Origin of the sequence: Saccharothrix deserti, assembly GCF_009769385.1 — a bacterium.
Classification (GTDB): domain Bacteria; phylum Actinomycetota; class Actinomycetes; order Mycobacteriales; family Pseudonocardiaceae; genus Actinosynnema; species Actinosynnema deserti.
On the sequence record NZ_VKAB01000023.1, the window covers coordinates 50,714 to 67,318 of the forward strand.

A 16,605-nucleotide genomic window follows, 5' to 3' on the forward strand; every position below is an offset into this window, starting at 1 on the left:
TCTTCATCTTCTTGGTGAGTGAAGGGCGGCCGTTCGGTGAAGCGATCGATGCTCGTGCTCGTGCTGCTGTTGATGTCATTGGCGACACCCAGCGTCGCGGCCGCGGACGGTCTGCCGTTCGACGACACCACGCTGGTGGTCGCCGACGGGGCGTTCCGCGACCAGCACGGGCGCGAGGTGGTGCTGCGCGGGTTCAACGTCTCCGGCACCGCCAAGCTCGCCGAGCACCGGGGTCTGCCGTTCGCCAGCACGGCGGACGCCCGGTCGTCCGCGGTCGCGATGCGCAAGCTGACCGGGGCCAACGCGGTGCGCTTCCTGGTCACGTGGGCGTGGGTCGAGCCCGAACCGCGCCGGATCGACCACGCCTACCTGGACCGGGTGACCGAGCAGATCAGCGCGTTCACCGACCAGGGCATCCGGGTCTACGTCGACTTCCACCAGGACCTGTACTCGCGGTACATCTTCAACCGCGACAGCTGGTACACCGGCGACGGTGCGCCGGAGTGGGTCGTGCGCGCGGGCGGCTACCCGAAGGAGTCCTGCGGGCTCTGCGCGCACTGGGGCCAGAACATGAAGAACAACAACGCGGTCACCGCCGCCGTGTACGACTTCTGGCACAACCGCGAGGTCACCACCTCGGCCGGGCCGATCCGCATCCGCGACGAGTTCCACTACCAGGCGGGCGAGGCGATGCGGCACGTGAAGTCGCGGCTGTCCGCCCAGGCGTTCCGGCTGGTGCTCGGCGTCAACCCGCTCAACGAGCCCTACGCCGGGCGGTACGACCAGGGGCAGGACAGCGTCGCTTGGGAACGTGACCTGCTCTGGCCGTTCTACCAGCAGTTCCGGCAGCGGATGGACGAGGCGGGCTGGGCCGACAAGCCCGCGCTCATCGAGCCGCTGGTGTTCTGGAACCAGAACGTGGACTTCTTCGCCGAACCGGGCGGGTTCCCCGCCGTGCCCGCGTTGGGCAGCCGGTACGTGTTCAACTCGCACTTCTACGACGGCGCCGCGCAGTCCGGTGTGCTGAAGCCGGGCAAGGCCGGCGACGGCGAGTACACGACCGCGTTCGGCCGGATTCGCGATCGTGCGAGCGCGCTCGGCACGACGGGGATCGTGTCCGAGTTCGGGCACCCGGTCGCGGGCTTCACGTCGGACAAGAACCCGACCGTGCTGAAGGCGATGTACCAGGCGCTGGACTCCCGGCTGTCCGGGGCGCAGTGGTGGGCCGGCGCGGCCCGGTCCGGTCCGGTGCTGTCGGGCAGCCAGTGGCACTGGGACGTGAACTACGGACGGCACCACGAGTTGATGAACGACAACCCGGACAAGGTGCGCACCGAGGGCGACGCGATGAACGACGAGCACTTCTCGGCCGTGCGCCTCGATGACAGCGGGAACCCCGTGCTCACGGTGGAGAGCCGCGTGGTCGACCGGCTGTTCCCGCGTGCCGTCGCGGGCAAGACCGCCGCGTTCACCTACGAGGACCGTGCCAGGGACGGCAGCACCGTGCTGTCGTGGAACAAGATCCCCGACACGATGCCCGCCGTGCGAGCTCTGGTCGGCACGGGACAGTTCGGCGTTCTCGTGTGGCGTTCCAACGGCGTCGCCGCCCCGACCGAACTGCACCTGCCGTCGACCTTCGCCCCCGCGTCCACCACGGTCGTGAGCGACCTGGCCACCGTCACCGGCCTCCCCGCCTACACCGGCACCCAACGCGTGTCCGTGGCGCCGGAACCCGGCACCCCCGGCGTGAACCGCCTGCTCCTGTCCACCCAAACCCCGGGCCTGCACTTCGCCCTGGTGACCAACAACCCGTCAACGGGATCGCCGGCCGCCGCCCAAGCCGAGCTGGCCGCATGGGCGACAGCCACCTTCCCCCAGTAGCTCACACACCCGTCAGGGACTGAATTTCCTCGTAGGTCGGGACGTTGGTGGGCGTGGGAGCGCCGTCCCGAACGGCTTCGGCGGTTCGGACGGCCTCCCCCAGCGCGGCGCGGAAGAGCAGCGAGCCGGTGCTGACACGTCGGACGCCCAGGTCTTCCAAGATCCGGACGTCCAGCTGTGCCAGCACGTTCAGGGGCACGGGGACGGCGGCTACCACGGCGGCGATCCCCTGCTCGTCCTTGAGGCCGGGGACGAAGATGCCGTCGGCGCCTGCGTCCACGTAGGTGAGGGCGCGGGGGATCGTTGATTCCCGGTCTACGCCTAGCCAGTGCGTGTCGACGCGGGCGTTGACGAACATGCCGGGCGCGGCTTCCTTGAACGCCCGCACGATCCCCGCCTGCTCCACGGGATCGGCCAACCCCTCACCACGCCCGTCCTCGACGTTCACCCCCGCAACGCCCAGCTCCCACAGCTCCGCCGCCAACGAACGCACATCACCACCGAACCCGGCCTCGACGTCCACCGTCACCGGCACGGGCAGCCGCACCAACATCCGGGCCAACGCCACCGTCTCCGCACGCGCCGCCCCCGCCGCGTCCGGAATCCCGTGCGCCGCCGCCACACCCAGGCTCGTCGTGCCGACGGCCGCGAACCCGGCCCGCACCAAAGCCGCCGCCGACGCGAAGTCCCAAGCGTTCGGCAGCACCAGGAACCCGTCGTGCATCCGGTGGAACGCCCGCGCCCCCTCCACCAACGCCAACGCGTGCGCCCGCCCCGGACACGAGTGCCGCCCGGCCCCGAACCAAGCGTCACGCAGATCCACCTCGACCACCGCACCGTCAGGCGCGACCCGCCGCGTCACCGGCACCGGCGGCTCGACCCCGGCGATCAACGCCCGCGTCGCGTCACACGCCTGCACCAGCAACCCGATCCGGTTGGCCGTCTCCTCGTCCCACACCCCGCCACAAGCGGCGACCAGCCGTGCCACCGCCTCATCGGCCTCACGCGTCACTTCGACGTGCGGCTGGTAACACCGAGCCACCACCGCCACATCCGACGCGACCGACCGGGACAGCCCCAACGCCTCCGCCAACACCGCCACCGGCGCCCCCGCCCGCCGCAACGACGCAAGATCCACAGTGGACAGAGTCCGCTCGACGAACGCCCGCCGCCGCGAGTGGTCCACCCCCTCGCTGAACCGCGCCACACCGGCCCGCAGCCACGCCACCCCGGACTCCGCCAACGGCACCGGCGTCACGACGTAAGCCTCGTTGAGCAGCAACTCCTCGGAAGTCATGGAGCGAACGTAAGCCCGAAAAACTTCGGCGCACGCCGAACCGTCGAACGCGCACAATGGCCGACATGGCAGCCGACGAACTGGCGAACCTGGCCGCGCTCCTGGCCGACCGCAGCCGCGCCCGGTTCCTGCTCGCCCTCATGGACGGCAAGGCGTGGACGGCCGGCGAACTGGCCGACGCCGCCGAAGTCGCACCCTCGACGGCCAGCGAGCACCTGACCCGCCTCGTCCACGGCGGCCTCCTCGTCGAACGCCGCCAAGGCCGCCACCGCTACGTCCAACTCGCAGGTGCCAAACAAGCCCGGCTGCTCGAAGACCTGCTCGGCTACCTGGGTCCCACCGAACCGCCGAAACCCACCCTCAGCGCGTCCGCCGCCAACCAGGCCCTCCGCCGAGGCCGCACGTGCTACGACCACCTGGCCGGCCGCCTGGGCGTGGCCATCACCGACGCCATGACGGCACGCGGCCTGCTCACCGACGGCCTCACCGTCACCGACGACGGCCTCACGTGGCTCAAGGACGAACTGGCGTTCACGCCACCCGGCACCCGCCGCCCGCTCGCCAAGGCGTGCCTGGACTGGACCGAACGCCGCTCCCACCTGGCGGGCACGGCGGGCGCGCACGTGTGCTCCCACCTCCACGCCCGGGACTGGGTGCGGAAGATCGGCACGGGACGCGCCGTCCGCCTCACCCCGACCGGCGAAGCGGCACTGCGCGACCTGCTCGGCGTTTCCGCGCCCTAGGACGTCTCAGCTCGTCAGCCACGACGGCAGCCACGAGGAGTTCCCCGTCGGCAGCACGTCGACCACCACGCACGTGATGTTGTCCGGCCCGCCACCCGCATTGGCCGCCTCGATCAACGCGCGCACGGTCTCGTCACCGTCCGAGGAAGCCGCCAGCAGCCCGGCGATGTCCGCCGCGCCGATCACGTCCGACAGCCCGTCCGAGCAGATCAGGTACCGGTCGCCCGCCTCGACGTCCTGGAAGAACAGGTCCGGGTCGTGCGCGCTGCCCGCCTGGAGCGCGCGCATGAGCATGGACCGGCCGGGGTGCTCGGCGGCCTGTTCGGCGGCCATCCGACCGTCGTCCACCAACGCCTGGACCATGGTGTGGTCCCTGGTGATCTGGGTCAGCTCGCCCTCGCGGACGAGGTAGCAGCGCGAGTCGCCGATGTGCCCGACCGCGAACCGCTCACCGTCCCAGAGCAGCGCGGTGAGCGTGGTGCCCATGCCGCGCATGTCGAAGTTCTCCTCGGCCAGGTCGGTCAGCCGGATGGCGATCTCCCGTGCCGCGCCGGACAGTTCACCGAGTGGGTCGTCGGCCTCCACGTCGAGGTCGGCCAGCACCGCCACCGCGATCGAACTCGCCACTTCGCCGTACGCGTGTCCGCCCATGCCGTCGGCGACGGCGAACAGGCGTTCGCTGAAGTACACGGAGTCCTCGTTCGCTTCACGGCGCAGGCCGGGGTCGGTGCCGACGGCGTACCGGAGCGCATACATGTCGCACAGTGAATCACCCGCACGGGTGCCCGTGAGCAGTGCATGTCCAATCCGGTCACCTGGGGCGGCCGTAGAACTCGCTCAGGAGGAGCATGGCGGCACCCGCCGCGACCACGTCGTCACCCAGCGGGGTGATCGACACGTCCACCGGCAGCCACTCGTCCTTGGGCAGCCGGGCACGCACACCGTCGAGGTAGGCGGTGGGTTCGGCGAGCACCGCGCGGCCGGCCAGCACCACGTGGTCGATGTCGAGCAACTGCACCAGATCGGCCACGGCCACGCCCACTATGGACGTCGCCTCGACCAGGTCACCCCGTGCGGCGGCGAGGTTGTGCAGCGCCTCGATGCACCCGCTGCGGCCGCAGACGCAGGGCGGGCCGTCGAGCTGGATCGTGGTGTGCCCGTACTCGCCCGCGTTGGTCCGCACGCCCCGGTGCACGCGACCGTCGAGCAGCATCCCCACGCCCAGGCCGGTGCCGACGAGCACGAGCACCGCGTCGCGCAGTTCCTCGCCGCGCCGCCACGCCTCGGCGACGACCGCCGTGTTGGTGTCCTTGTCGAGCACGACCGGCAGGCCCAGCCGTTGTTCGGCCAACGCGCGCAGCGGCACGTCGTGCCAGGCGGTCAGACCGGTCGGGTAGTGCACCACGCCGGTGCGGTGGTCGAGCGGTCCGACGAACCCGATGCCCACCCCGAGGAGCCGGTCGCTGCGCAGACCGTCGACCAGTCGGTTCAGCTCCTCCACGAACGTCGGCGGGTCGAAGTCGCGCGGCAGCGGCGCGACGGCGCGGTCCAGCACGGTGCCCGCGAGGTCGGTGAGCACGACGCGCAGTTCGTCCCGCTCGACCTGGGCGCCGAGCGCGAGCCTGCTGTCCGCGACGAGCTTGAGCAGGGTGCGCGGCTTGCCGACGCCGACGTTGCGGGTGCCGGACTCGACCAGCAGGCCGTCGCCGATGAGCCGGCTCACCACCTTGGACACCGCTTGCGGGGTGAGGCCGCTGCGATCGGCCAGTTCGACCCTCGTGACCGCGCCCGACCGGGCCAAGCCCAGCACTACCGCGTCGTTGTACCCCCGCAGGAAGCGCAAGTTGGCCACAACTACATCATCGCACCTAGCCAGTTACTACACGCCGTTGCTTTAATCGGCCCATGGGTCTCCGCACCGGACTGCTCGGCTACGGCATCGCCGGCCGTGTGTTCCACGCACCGCTGATAGCCGCCACCAGCGGCTTGGAGCTGAGCGCCGTCGTCACCGCCGATCCGGTGCGACGCGAGCAGGCTCTGGCCGCCCACCCCGGCGTCGACCTGCCGCACACGGCCGAGGAGCTGTTCGCGCTCGACCTGGACCTGGTCGTGGTCGCCACCCCGAACCGCACGCACGTGCCGCTGGCGCTGGCCGCGATCGAGGCCGGTCTGCCGGTCGTGGTGGACAAGCCGTTCGCGCCGACGTCCGCCGACGCCCGTCGGGTGCTCCAGGCGGCGCGGTACCGGAGCGTGCCGGTGACGGTGTTCCAGAACCGGCGGTGGGACAGCGACTTCCGCACGATCCGGTCGCTCGTGGCCGACGGCGCGCTGGGCGCGGTGACGCGGTTCGAGTCGCGGTTCGAGCGGTGGGTGCCGGAGGTGTGGGACAACTGGCGCGAGTTCGGTGCCGCCGAGGAGGCGGGCGGGCTGCTGTACGACTTGGGCGCGCACCTCGTCGACCAGGCGTTGGAGCTGTTCGGGCCGGTGTCCTCGGTGTACGCGGAACTGGACCTGCGGCGGCCCGGCGTCGAGGTGGACGACGACGTCTTCGTGGCGTTGACCCACCTGAACGGGGTCCGCTCGCACCTGTGGGCCGGCTCCGCCGCGCCGCACCACGGACCTCGGTTCCGCGTGCTCGGCACGACCGGCGCATACGTTTCGCACGGCTTGGACCGCCAGGAGGACGCCCTGTCCTCCGGCAAACCCTTTGACGATTTGTCGACATCCGGCGAGTTGGGGTTGTTGACCGACGTCCAGGAGGTCGTCGGCCTGCCCGGTGCCTACTCCGAGTTCTACCGACTGCTGGTCGCCGCCCTGGCAGGCGACGGCCCGCTGCCGGTCGAACCGGAGTCCGCGGTGTACGCGTTGGAAGTGATCGAGGCGGCGTTCACCTCCGCCCGGACCGGACAGGTGGTGTCGCTGTGAGCTTGCTGGAGACGTTGGTCGAGCAGGAGTCCCGGCTGGTGTTCACGTCGTTCGACAACGAGGTGGCGCTGGCGCTGGGCGCGTTCCTGCTGGAGGCCGCGCGGGACCGGTCGTTGCCGGTGACGATCTCGGTGCGGCGCGGGCAGCAACGCCTGTTCCACGCCGCCCTGCCGGGGACGTCGGCGGACAACGACGAGTGGATCGACCGGAAGAGCCGGGTGGTGGACCGGTACGCGCAGAGCTCGTACCGGGTCGGCGAGAACTTCCGCGCGAGCGGCAAGACGTTCGAAGTGGACTCCCGTCTGGACCCGGACCGCTATGCGGCGCACGGCGGCGTGTTCCCCGTGAGCGTGGCCGGCGTCGGGATGGTGGGCACCGTCGGGGTGTCCGGCCTGCCCCAAGCCGAGGACCACGCTTTCGTGGTGGAGCAGCTGGAGAAGTTCCTGGCCTGATCACGGGCGCCTGACCACGGACAACTGACCACGGGCGCATACGGCTGTCCGCCCAGCCGCGCCCTCCCCCCGACGCCGTCTTCCCCCCGGACGTGTCGTCGGACCGGCGTGAGGGGCTTCCCACCCCATCCCTGGGAAGCCCCTCACCGCCTTCAGAGCCCAGTGCTACCGAACTCGCATTGCCGACCCGTTATGCTACCTAACCTATCTCCAGGTATCATTAACGGCCGAACGTTCGGAGTTCAGTAGCAGTGTTCCGCGACCGGTTCTCACCACCCCAACGCGACCACGTGGTGCGGTCGCTGGAAGGTTTCGACGCCTTCCTGCCGCCGCCGCTGCCGCCTGTCGTGCGGTTCGACGGCGACTTGGTGCGCAAGCTCTCGGCCGCGGACCGGGCTCTCGGCGAACTGGCCGGGGTCGGGCGGACACTGCCCAGCCCACACCTGTTCACCCGCGCCCTGCTCCGCCGGGAAGCGGTGTTGTCCAGCCGGATCGAAGGCACCCAGGCGACCCTGTCCGACCTGGTCCTGTTCGAGATCGACCGCTCGGACCGCTCGGACGGCGACGTCCGGGAAGTCGCGAACTACGTCTCGGCGATGGACTACCTGCTCATCGACGCCGAGTCCGCACCCGTGAGCCTGTTCAGCCTGCGGGAAGCGCACCGGATCCTGCTCACCGGCGTGCGCGGCGAAACGGCCGACCCGGGTCGTTTCCGCGACTCCCAGAACTGGATCGGCTCACCGGGTGACCCGATCGACCACGCGTCGTACGTGCCGCCTCCACCGGAGCGCTTGCGCGACTGCCTGGAAGCGTTCGAAAACCACCTCAGGGGCGCCCACGAACTTCCTCCCTTGGTCGAGATCGCGTGCCTGCACTACCAGTTCGAGGCGATCCACCCGTTCCGCGACGGCAACGGTCGGGTCGGCAGGCTGCTCGTGTCACTGCTGCTGGTGAAGTGGGGCCTGCTCCCTGGCCCGATGCTCGACTTCTCCGCCTACATCGAGCCCAGGCGCCAGGACTACTACGCACGTCTCCAAGCCGTCTCGACGAACGGCGCTTGGGAGGCGTGGATCGAGTTCTTCCTCCAGGTCGTCGCGATGCAGGCGAAGGACGTCCTGCGCCGCGCGAACGAACTGCAGCGGTTGCGGGACGAATACCGGGAACGGGTGACCGGTGTCCGCTCCTCCAGCCTGTTGCCCAAGCTGGTGGACGCACTGTTCGAGACACCCGCCCTCACCATCGGCACGGTCCAGGAGGTGCTGGGTGTGACGCACCGCGCCGCCACCGTCAACGTGGAGAAGCTGCTCGAAGAGGGCATGGTGGTCGAACTGGAGCGGTCCGGGCGGGTGCGCCGGTTCCTGGCCAACCGGATCCTCGACGTGGTCAACGGCGCGAGTCGGTGAGGGCGCCCGAAGCCGGGAGCACTCACCGACCCTGAAACCAAGGTCAGCAGAACACCTCGTTCAGCATCTCGTTGTAGCCGGCGATGTCGCCCGGGTCCGGGGCGGACGTCAGGGACGCCACCAGGCGGGTTTTCGTGTCCGCTGTGCTCACCACCAGGCTGCTGTAGCCGGGGGTGCTGCCGCCGTGCCCCCAGACCGTCACGCCGCACGGCAGTTCGGTCGCCTCGATGCCCAAGGCGTAGCCACGCGTGTTGGGCAGCACGGACGTCAGCTCCGCCTGCTGCGCCGGACGCAGCAGGCGGCCGTCCAGCAGCGCGTCCACGAACCGGTCCAGGTCGGCTGTCGTGGAGATCATCTCGCCCGCCGCGTACGCGACCGACGGGTTGAACTCGGTGACGTCCACGACCTGCCCGTTCGCCCGGTAGTAGCCGTGTGCGTGCGGGCCGGGGATGCCGGTTCGGACGCCGGGCACGGACGTCGCGCCCAGACCCAACGGGCGCAGGACGCGTTGCTTGACGGCCGCCTCGTACGGCCTTCCGGTGACCTTCTCGACCAGCATCCCGGCGACGACGTAGTTCGTGTTCGAGTAGCGCCAGTCCGTGCCGGGCGGGAAGTACAACGGCTTCGCGGTGGCCAGCGCGACCAGCTCGGCCGGCGTCCACGTCTTGTACCGGATCGTCTCGAAGCCGGCCGGGTCGAGCGGCAGCGCGGACGTGTAGTTGTACAGGCCGCTGGTGTGCTGGAGCACGTGCCGCACGGTGATCTTGTCGCCGTCCGGCAGCAGGCCCGGCAGGTACCGCTGCACCGGCGCGTCGAGCTCCACCTTCCCCTCGCCGACCAACTGGAGCACGACGGTCGACACGAACGTCTTGGTGATGCTGCCGGCCCGGAACCGGCCGTCGGTAGGCACGGGCTGCGGCGAGTCGACCCGCGCCGTGCCGCTGCGGGCGGTGAACTGGTGCCGCCCGTCGGTGACCCGGACCTGCACCCCTTGCGCGCCGGTGCGCGCCATCTCGTCCAACGCCCGCTGGACGACCTGCCGGTCGATCCGGCCCTGCTCCACCACCGGCTCGGCCACGGCCGTGCCGGTGAGCCCCAGCGCCGCCAACCCCACTACGGCGGCGAGGGCGATCCCCCTCTTGCCCATCAACGTTTCCTCCCTCTCGACGTGAGGACTCCGAGTCTGGCCGTGCGGCGACGTCCATACGTCGGACCCTGGTCTGAGAGGCGATCAGACTTTAGGCTCATCCACCCTTAGTGGCCGCCCGCCGCCGCGGAATCGGTTCCGAGGGTTCAGACCCTAGGCCGTTCGAGTGACGAGAATGGTCTAGACCTTGACCGTGAAGTGGTCTGAACCACATCGTGATCTCAACCCTGCACTCCTTCCCTGCACGAGGAGCACGATGTCCAAGATCCGATGGCATGTCACAGCGTTGTTCGTGGCGGTAGCCACGTTGGTGGTGGGGCTGGTCGTCGCGCCCGCGGCGAGCGGCGCGGGCGGCGTTTCGGCCACCTTCAGCAAGGGCTCGGACTGGGGCACCGGCTACGAGGGCAAGTACACGATCAGCAACGGCAGCACGTCCGCCCTGACGTCGTGGACGGTGGAGTTCGACCTGCCCGCCGGGCACAAGATCAGCTCCCTGTGGGACGGCTCCTACACCGCCAGCGGCCAGCACGTGACGGTCAAGAACACGTGGAACGGCTCCGTGGGCGTCGGCGGGTCGGCGAGCTTCGGCTTCAACGTGACCTACTCCGGCACGTTCAGCGGACCGGCCAACTGCAAGCTCAACGGCGCCTCCTGCGACGCCGGTGGGACCAGCCCCACGTCCACCACCACCACGAGCACGACCACGACGACGACCGGCCCGACGACGACCGGCCCGACGACGACCACGACCAACCCGCCGGTCGGCTCGCGGAAGAACCTGGGCTACTTCACCCAGTGGGGTGTCTACGGCCGCCAGTACTTCGTGAAGAACATCCACACCAGCGGTTCGGCCGCGAAGCTGACGCACATCAACTACGCGTTCGGCAACGTGCAGAACGGCCAGTGCACCATCGGTGACGCCTACGCCGACTACGACATGGCGTACACCGCCGCGAACTCCGTCGACGGCGTCGCGGACACGTGGGACACCGGCGCCCTGCGCGGTTCGTTCAACCAGCTGCGCAAGCTGAAGAAGATGTACCCGCACATCAAGGTGCTGTGGTCGTTCGGCGGTTGGACCTGGTCCGGCGGCTTCGGCCAGGCGTCGCAGAACGCGGCGGCGTTCGCCGAGTCGTGCTACCGGCTCGTCGAGGACCCGCGTTGGGCGGACGTGTTCGACGGCATCGACATCGACTGGGAGTACCCGAACGCCTGCGGTCTGACCTGCGACACGACCGGCTTCAGCTCGTTCAAGACGCTCTCCCAGGCGCTGCGCAACCGGTTCGGCGCGAACTACCTGGTGACCGCCGCCATCACGGCGGACGGGTCGAACGGCGGCAAGATCGACGCGGCCGACTACGGCGGCGCGGCGCAGTACCTCAACTGGTACAACGTCATGACCTACGACTACTTCGGCGCGTTCAACGCCCAGGGCCCGACGGCGCCGCACTCGCCGCTGACGTCGTACCCCGGCATCCCGCAGGCCGGCTTCAACTCCGACGCGGCGATCCAGAAGCTGAAGGGCAAGGGCGTGCCGGCGGCCAAGCTGCTGCTCGGCATCGGCTTCTACGGACGCGGTTGGACGGGCGTGACGCAGTCCGCTCCGGGCGGCACGGCGACCGGCGCGGCGCCGGGCACGTACGAGGCGGGCATCGAGGACTACAAGGTCCTGAAGACCAAGTGCCCGGCCACCGGCACCGTCGCGGGCACGGCGTACGCGTACTGCGGCAACCAGTGGTGGAGCTACGACACCCCGGCCACCATCGGCGGCAAGATGAGCTACACCAAGGCCCAGGGCCTCGGCGGCGCGTTCTTCTGGGCCCTCGACGGTGACACCACCAACGGCGAACTGATCACCGCAATGGGCAACGGCCTGAAGTAACCCTCACGCACCCTGCACACGAAGGGCCCTGCGGACACCTGCCCGCAGGGCCCTTCGGCCGTCCTGAACGTTGAATTCGGGTGTCCCCAACGTAGGACACACGCACTCTGAACGTAGGACTCTCGCGGTCTGAACGTAGGACTCTCGCGAGAGTCCTACGTTCGCGTTGCGAGAGTCCTACGTTCAGGTGCCCTGAATTCAACACTCAGGCGGGACTACACGGTCAGGCTCCACGAGTTGATGGAGCCGGTGTCCGCCGAGGCCACGTCCTGGACGCGGAGCGTCCACGCACCGTTGCGCGCCTCGGACGAGACGTTCGCGGTGTACGTGGTGTCGATGTTGTTCGCCGAGTCGCTGTTCGACCCCTTCAACCGGTACGCCGTGCCGTCCGGCGCGACCAGGTCGATCACCAGGTCACCCCGGTACGTGTGCACGATGTGCACCTCCACCTGCGACGACGACGAAGCGTTGCCCGTGCACCCGGCGATGGTGATGGTGCTGGAAACGGCCGCACCGTTGTCCGGGATCGCCACGTCGGTGTCGTTGGTGGCCTTGGCGCAATCCGAAGGCGGGTTGCCGCCACCGCCGCCGTACGGGTTGGCCGACTTCTTCGCCGCGTACATCAGCATCGGCTTGACCTTCGGCCAGAACGTCGACGCCTGGCACGAGTACGTCGGGAAGAACCCGGAGCAGGTGCCGGACGACGGCCCGACCTCCCACACGAACGACGCCACGCCCAGGTCGTCGTACACCCAGTCGTCCGTCGCACCGGCCGCGTTGTACAGCACCTCACCCGGCTGCCCGTACCGCCAGCCACCGGCCAGCGACGCCATGTCCGCCGCCATCCCGCGCAGCGACGCGTCGTTGCCCGCCTTGGAGGACGTGGTCCAGCCCCACGGGAACAGCACCAGGTTCGAGTAGCTGTGCATGGAGATCACGACACCGGTCGTGTCGGCCGGCGCGGCGTCGGTCACCCCGGTCCCACGGCGGTCGCGGTAGAGGTTGCGCCACAACGCCTGCAGCGCCCGCGTCTCGACCTCGGAGTTCGCCGACGGCCCCTTGTACGTCTGGTCGCACGGGTTGGACGACGTGCCCGCACCGCCCCAGTGTGAGTCGGTGTTGCGGTTGAGGTCGATGCCGACCTGCGACGACGACGTGCCGGAGCAGTTCGAGCCGTTCGTCGTGTTGGCGTTCTTGCGCTGGTAGCGCGGCGAGTTGCCGCCCTGCTGCACGATGTTCACGCCGTCCGGGTTGGCGATCGGCACGACCCACACCTCGGTGCTGTCGAGCAGCGCGGTGACCTCGGCGTCGACGCCGTAACCGGTGGTCAGGTGGTCGATCCAGCGCCACGCCTGGTCACCGGTGGTCAGCTCGCGGGCGTGCAGCTGACCCATCACGAAGAACCGCGGCTTCGGCGCGGTCGGGTTCAGCGCGCAGTCGCCGGCGTTCTTCTTGGTGATGCAGATGGCGCGCAGGTCGTACCCGCCCGAACCCTGGGTCTTGCGCCACGAGTCGCCGTAGTCGACCAAAGTGGTCAGTGCCGGGTACTGCTGCCCGACCAGGTCGAGGTGCGACCAGTGGGCGTTGATCGTGCGGTAGCCGCCGTAGTAGGTCTCGTTGATGTCGGCCGCCTCGAACGTCGGCGACTGCGACTTCTTGGCGGGCGGCTGCCACTCGGGCGCGGGCAGCACCTCGTCGATGACGGCGGTGAAACCGGCCTTCTTGAGGCCTTGGCCGGTGTCGGCGTCACCGAGCACGAACAGGTAGTCGCCGTCCCGGTCCTCCAGCACGTCGAAGCCGCGCCCGAGCAGGTTCTGGGCGGCGGCGCCGAGCGGCGCGTGGACCTTGTAGACGTAGGTCGGTCCGGCTTGGACGGCGGCGACCTCGGGTGCGGGACCGGCGGTTCCGGGCGTGCCCCCGGTGACCACCGCGGCCGCCGCGACACCGGCTATCACCAGTGTCATCAGTGAACGTCTGGTCGACTTCACAGTTGTTCCTCCTAGGCAGGGTGAATCGGAGGATGGGGTACGCGAGCCCCTCGCAACACCCGCCATCCGGCCATACCTCGCCGTTCACAGGCAGGGGTTTTGACGGATACTCGTGAGGTACCCCGGATCTTGGTCCGGATGGAGGAGGAGTCGTGACGGACGAAGAACTAGTCGCGCGCATCACCCACCTGGTGGAGGAAGAGCACCGGTTGGAGAACTCGCGCATCGGCGAAGGCCTGAGCGAGGGTGATGCCCGACGGCTGCGGGACCTCGAAGTCGCGCTCGACCAGACGTGGGACCTGCTGCGCCAACGCCGGGCACGCCGTGCGGCGGGCATGGACCCGGACGCCGCCGAGGCCCGCGATCCCAGCACCGTGGAAGGCTACCGCCAGTAGCCGACCTCTGTCAGGCACGGACCCCGTCAGGCACGGACCCCCTCCTACAGCCGGCCGCGCTTGAACGCCGCTGCCGCCTCGGCGCCGACCAGACCGGTCAGCGGGCTTGGACCGTTGTCGCCCATGCTCCCCCATAACGCCTGTGACCTGCGCATTCTGCCAACCCCGACGGTGGCTTCGCAGGCGTTCGAGTGACCCGTCCTTGACCCGTCCCTTGGGGCAGCCCGCAGGGTCGTCGCCATGGAGGATGTGGGGGTGGCACGGCTATCGGGCACACGGCTGCTGGGCATCGGCGAGTTCGCCCGCCGGTCGCGGCTGTCGGTGAAGGCGTTGAGGCTGTACGAGCGCCAGGGTCTGCTGCGGCCGGCCGAGATCGGCCCGGACAACGGCTACCGGCGTTACCGGGAGGAGCAGCTGGTCGGGGCACGCCTGGTCGCGCTGCTGCGCAGGCTGGACATGCCGCTCGCCGTGGTGGCGAAGATCGTCGCCGCGCCCGAGGACGAACGGGCCGACCTGGTGACCGACTACTGGGCCGAGGTCGAGCACCGGATGGCCGTGCAACGCGGCCTGGCCGCCCACCTCCGCATCGTGTTGTCCGGAGGGAAGGGGTTGTTGGAGATGTACGAGGTCAAGCAGCGTGAAGTGTCGGAACAGGTGGTCCTCACCGAGCAGCGACACCTGCTCGAACCGGCGTTGGTGGAGTGGATCGACGACTCGACGGACAGGCTGACCAAGGCGGCCGAGGCCTACGGGGGCGTGTCGGGACCGACGTTCGTGATCTACCACGGCGAGGTGAACGACGAGAGCGACGGGCCGGTGGAGATGTGCATCCCGGTGGCGGTGGACGGGCCGCCGAGCGGGGTGGCGGCGCGGGTCGAACCGGCGCACCGGGAGGCCTACGTGCGGCTGACCAAGGCGCAGGTGGTGTTCCCGCAGATCCTGTCGGCGTACGACGCGGTAGCCGTGTGGATCAAGGACAACGGTTTCGCGATCACCAACTCACCGCGCGAGGTCTACTTCACCGACTTCGACAGCGCGGCGCCTGATGACGAGGTCTGCGACGTCGCGTTCCCGATGCGTTAGCAGGCGACGACCGAACGCAGGAACGCCACGAACGACCGCGCGGGGACGGCGATGTGCCCACCCGCGCGGTACTTCGTGTCCCGCACCGCCGCGAACCCCGGCACCACCGCGACCTCGACACACGTTCCGGTGCCGTCGGTGCGGCTGGAGGTCTTGAAGGTGGCGGCGGAGAAGTCCGGAGTCATGCGGGGACCACCTCTCGGGTCAGGCGTAATGGTCGGCCACGCCTTGGATGAACTTCCTCGATTGTTCCAGGTTCAGCGCATCGGCCGTAAGCCTGCTCCACAGGTCGGCGTAGTCGGCAACCTCGGGCACACCGTCGAGGTAGTCGGCGTCGTGCAGGTTCTCGACGTAGACCATCTCCAGGGGCGGCGCGCTCGTCGGGGCCGGAATCCGCAGGATGGTGAAGCTGAACGGGACACCACCGCTGACCGGCGCGTCGAAGGGAAGAACCTGGATCCGGATGTTCCGTCGTCGCGTGAGCTTGTCCAGGTGGATCATCTGCTCGTGCATGACCGCGTTGCGGCCGAACGACCTGCGCAGGCAGCTCTCGCTGAGCACGAATCCGGCTGTCGCGGGCACCTGGCGGAACAAGATCTCCTGCCGCTCCAGTCGAGTGGCCACGACGTCCTCGATGACTTCGGGTGAGTCGACCTTGAAGTGGTTCCCCAGTGTGGTCCGCATGTAGGCCTCGGTCTGCAACAGGCCGGGGATCATCTCCATGCCGTAGTGCTGGACAACGTTCGAGTCCTGCTCGAAGTCGAGGTAGGCGCGTTGCTGGAGCGGCACGATCGCCCGGTGGTTGGACCAGCGCCCGCGTTGCGAGCGGGTCCGGGCCAGTTCCATGATCTCAAGCTTCTCCTCCTCGGTGTGCACGTCGTAGCGGTCGAGGAGCATCTTGGCGTCGCCAGGGGTCAGACCCTCTCGCCCCTTCTCCATCTTCGTGACGCGTGTCGTGTCGCGCCCGAGGAGCTTGGCGACCTCTTTCGGTTCGACACCCGCCCGCTCGCGCGCCTCGCGCATGTAGATCGACAGGAACTTGAGCCGGACAGTCGGCGTCATGGGCATCGGGATCATCCGATCGTGTCAATTGCTGTGTAGCAGTTGCATGGAGATCTGACTAAGTCCAGGCTAGCAACCACGAGGGCCGATTCCGGCTCCTCGAACCTCGGACCACTCGAAAGGGGACACCATGGAAACCAAGCGGGAGTGGCTGATCCGGTGCACGGATCGGAAGAACGAGCCGTCCGTGTGCTCGATCGCGGTCAGTGGCGGCATCGTGGAGATCTGGGACACCAACGGCCACGTGATCAAGCTCGGAGGCACCGAGATCGCCGACTTCCGCACCATGTTCGCCGAAGCGGCCGAACGGGCGGCACAGGACGAGGGCATGTTTCAGAGCAGCTGAG

The 16,605-nt window shown here is 69.2% G+C and carries 16 protein-coding genes; 9 read left to right on the forward strand and 7 right to left on the reverse strand.

The genetic code is table 11. The features are described 5' to 3' along the window. The first annotated feature begins 48 nt into the window (after positions 1-48). Positions 49-1,881, forward strand: a complete 1,833-nt coding sequence (locus FM051_RS31665) for a cellulase family glycosylhydrolase (RefSeq protein WP_158849808.1) — start codon at positions 49-51, stop codon at positions 1,879-1,881. A gap of 1 nt (position 1,882) precedes the next feature. Here the strand turns inward: FM051_RS31665 and FM051_RS31670 are convergent, their stop codons facing one another. After that, positions 1,883-3,178: an isocitrate lyase/PEP mutase family protein gene (locus FM051_RS31670; protein ID WP_158849810.1), complete on the reverse strand. Its 1,296-nt coding sequence runs from the start codon at positions 3,176-3,178 to the stop codon at positions 1,883-1,885. Positions 3,179-3,243: 65 nt separating this feature from the next. On the opposite strand from FM051_RS31670, the gene FM051_RS31675 reads away from it, so the two are divergent. Next, positions 3,244-3,921 (forward strand): ArsR/SmtB family transcription factor, encoded by a 678-nt coding sequence (locus FM051_RS31675; RefSeq protein WP_238412796.1) that lies wholly within the window; start codon positions 3,244-3,246, stop codon positions 3,919-3,921. 6 nt (positions 3,922-3,927) lie between these two features. On the opposite strand, the gene FM051_RS31680 is transcribed toward FM051_RS31675, so the two are convergent. Both FM051_RS31680 and FM051_RS31685 read right to left on the reverse strand, forming a co-directional pair. After that, positions 3,928-4,677, reverse strand: coding sequence for a PP2C family protein-serine/threonine phosphatase (locus FM051_RS31680; RefSeq protein WP_158849814.1), 750 nt, complete (start codon positions 4,675-4,677; stop codon positions 3,928-3,930). Between the two features lie 55 nt (positions 4,678-4,732). Beyond that, positions 4,733-5,773 (reverse strand): ROK family transcriptional regulator, encoded by a 1,041-nt coding sequence (locus FM051_RS31685; protein ID WP_158849816.1) that lies wholly within the window; start codon positions 5,771-5,773, stop codon positions 4,733-4,735. A gap of 53 nt (positions 5,774-5,826) precedes the next feature. On the opposite strand from FM051_RS31685, the gene FM051_RS31690 reads away from it, so the two are divergent. From FM051_RS31690 to FM051_RS31700, 3 genes are all read left to right on the forward strand, one after another. Beyond that, positions 5,827-6,846 carry a Gfo/Idh/MocA family protein gene (locus FM051_RS31690; protein WP_158849818.1) on the forward strand — a complete coding sequence of 340 codons (1,020 nt, stop codon included), beginning with the start codon at positions 5,827-5,829 and terminating at the stop codon, positions 6,844-6,846. Further along, positions 6,843-7,298: a heme-degrading domain-containing protein gene (locus FM051_RS31695; protein WP_158849820.1), complete on the forward strand. Its 456-nt coding sequence runs from the start codon at positions 6,843-6,845 to the stop codon at positions 7,296-7,298. Before FM051_RS31690 ends, FM051_RS31695 begins: the two co-directional genes overlap by 4 nt. Before the next feature lie 251 nt (positions 7,299-7,549). Next, positions 7,550-8,701: a Fic family protein gene (locus tag FM051_RS31700; RefSeq protein ID WP_158849822.1), complete on the forward strand. Its 1,152-nt coding sequence runs from the start codon at positions 7,550-7,552 to the stop codon at positions 8,699-8,701. Between the two features lie 43 nt (positions 8,702-8,744). Here the strand turns inward: FM051_RS31700 and FM051_RS31705 are convergent, their stop codons facing one another. Then, on the reverse strand, positions 8,745-9,848 hold the full coding sequence (locus FM051_RS31705; protein ID WP_158849824.1) for a serine hydrolase domain-containing protein: 1,104 nt from the start codon (positions 9,846-9,848) through the stop codon (positions 8,745-8,747). A gap of 256 nt (positions 9,849-10,104) precedes the next feature. Here FM051_RS31705 and FM051_RS31710 point away from each other — a divergent pair, with 256 nt between their 5' ends. Continuing rightward, positions 10,105-11,730, forward strand: a complete 1,626-nt coding sequence (locus tag FM051_RS31710; protein ID WP_158849826.1) for a glycosyl hydrolase family 18 protein — start codon at positions 10,105-10,107, stop codon at positions 11,728-11,730. Positions 11,731-11,945: 215 nt separating this feature from the next. On the opposite strand, the gene FM051_RS31715 is transcribed toward FM051_RS31710, so the two are convergent. After that, positions 11,946-13,694: a M14 family zinc carboxypeptidase gene (locus FM051_RS31715; protein ID WP_238412797.1), complete on the reverse strand. Its 1,749-nt coding sequence runs from the start codon at positions 13,692-13,694 to the stop codon at positions 11,946-11,948. Positions 13,695-13,870: 176 nt separating this feature from the next. Here FM051_RS31715 and FM051_RS31720 point away from each other — a divergent pair, with 176 nt between their 5' ends. Continuing rightward, positions 13,871-14,113, forward strand: coding sequence for a DUF2630 family protein (locus FM051_RS31720; RefSeq protein ID WP_158849828.1), 243 nt, complete (start codon positions 13,871-13,873; stop codon positions 14,111-14,113). 240 nt (positions 14,114-14,353) lie between these two features. Beyond that, on the forward strand, positions 14,354-15,196 hold the full coding sequence (locus FM051_RS31725) for a MerR family transcriptional regulator (RefSeq protein ID WP_158849830.1): 843 nt from the start codon (positions 14,354-14,356) through the stop codon (positions 15,194-15,196). Here FM051_RS31725 and FM051_RS31730 read toward each other — a convergent pair. Beyond that, positions 15,193-15,381, reverse strand: coding sequence for a DUF397 domain-containing protein (locus FM051_RS31730; RefSeq protein ID WP_158849832.1), 189 nt, complete (start codon positions 15,379-15,381; stop codon positions 15,193-15,195). The genes FM051_RS31725 and FM051_RS31730 overlap by 4 nt on opposite strands. 19 nt (positions 15,382-15,400) lie before the next feature. Continuing rightward, positions 15,401-16,258: a helix-turn-helix domain-containing protein gene (locus FM051_RS31735; RefSeq protein WP_238412798.1), complete on the reverse strand. Its 858-nt coding sequence runs from the start codon at positions 16,256-16,258 to the stop codon at positions 15,401-15,403. A gap of 130 nt (positions 16,259-16,388) precedes the next feature. On the opposite strand from FM051_RS31735, the gene FM051_RS31740 reads away from it, so the two are divergent. Further along, positions 16,389-16,604: a hypothetical protein gene (locus FM051_RS31740; RefSeq protein ID WP_158849836.1), complete on the forward strand. Its 216-nt coding sequence runs from the start codon at positions 16,389-16,391 to the stop codon at positions 16,602-16,604. Position 16,605: the final 1 nt, after the last annotated feature.

Coding starts and splice junctions, on each gene's coding strand:
- FM051_RS31680 (WP_158849814.1), bottom strand. CDS start 4,677: ATGTATGCGCTCCGGTACGCCGTCGGCACCGACCCCGGCCTGCGCCGT.
- FM051_RS31675 (WP_238412796.1), top strand. CDS start 3,244: ATGGCAGCCGACGAACTGGCGAACCTGGCCGCGCTCCTGGCCGACCGC.
- FM051_RS31725 (WP_158849830.1), top strand. CDS start 14,354: ATGGAGGATGTGGGGGTGGCACGGCTATCGGGCACACGGCTGCTGGGC.
- FM051_RS31665 (WP_158849808.1), top strand. CDS start 49: ATGCTCGTGCTCGTGCTGCTGTTGATGTCATTGGCGACACCCAGCGTC.
- FM051_RS31690 (WP_158849818.1), top strand. CDS start 5,827: ATGGGTCTCCGCACCGGACTGCTCGGCTACGGCATCGCCGGCCGTGTG.
- FM051_RS31715 (WP_238412797.1), bottom strand. CDS start 13,694: ATGACACTGGTGATAGCCGGTGTCGCGGCGGCCGCGGTGGTCACCGGG.
- FM051_RS31705 (WP_158849824.1), bottom strand. CDS start 9,848: ATGGGCAAGAGGGGGATCGCCCTCGCCGCCGTAGTGGGGTTGGCGGCG.
- FM051_RS31735 (WP_238412798.1), bottom strand. CDS start 16,258: ATGACGCCGACTGTCCGGCTCAAGTTCCTGTCGATCTACATGCGCGAG.
- FM051_RS31670 (WP_158849810.1), bottom strand. CDS start 3,178: ATGACTTCCGAGGAGTTGCTGCTCAACGAGGCTTACGTCGTGACGCCG.
- FM051_RS31740 (WP_158849836.1), top strand. CDS start 16,389: ATGGAAACCAAGCGGGAGTGGCTGATCCGGTGCACGGATCGGAAGAAC.
- FM051_RS31710 (WP_158849826.1), top strand. CDS start 10,105: ATGTCCAAGATCCGATGGCATGTCACAGCGTTGTTCGTGGCGGTAGCC.
- FM051_RS31730 (WP_158849832.1), bottom strand. CDS start 15,381: ATGACTCCGGACTTCTCCGCCGCCACCTTCAAGACCTCCAGCCGCACC.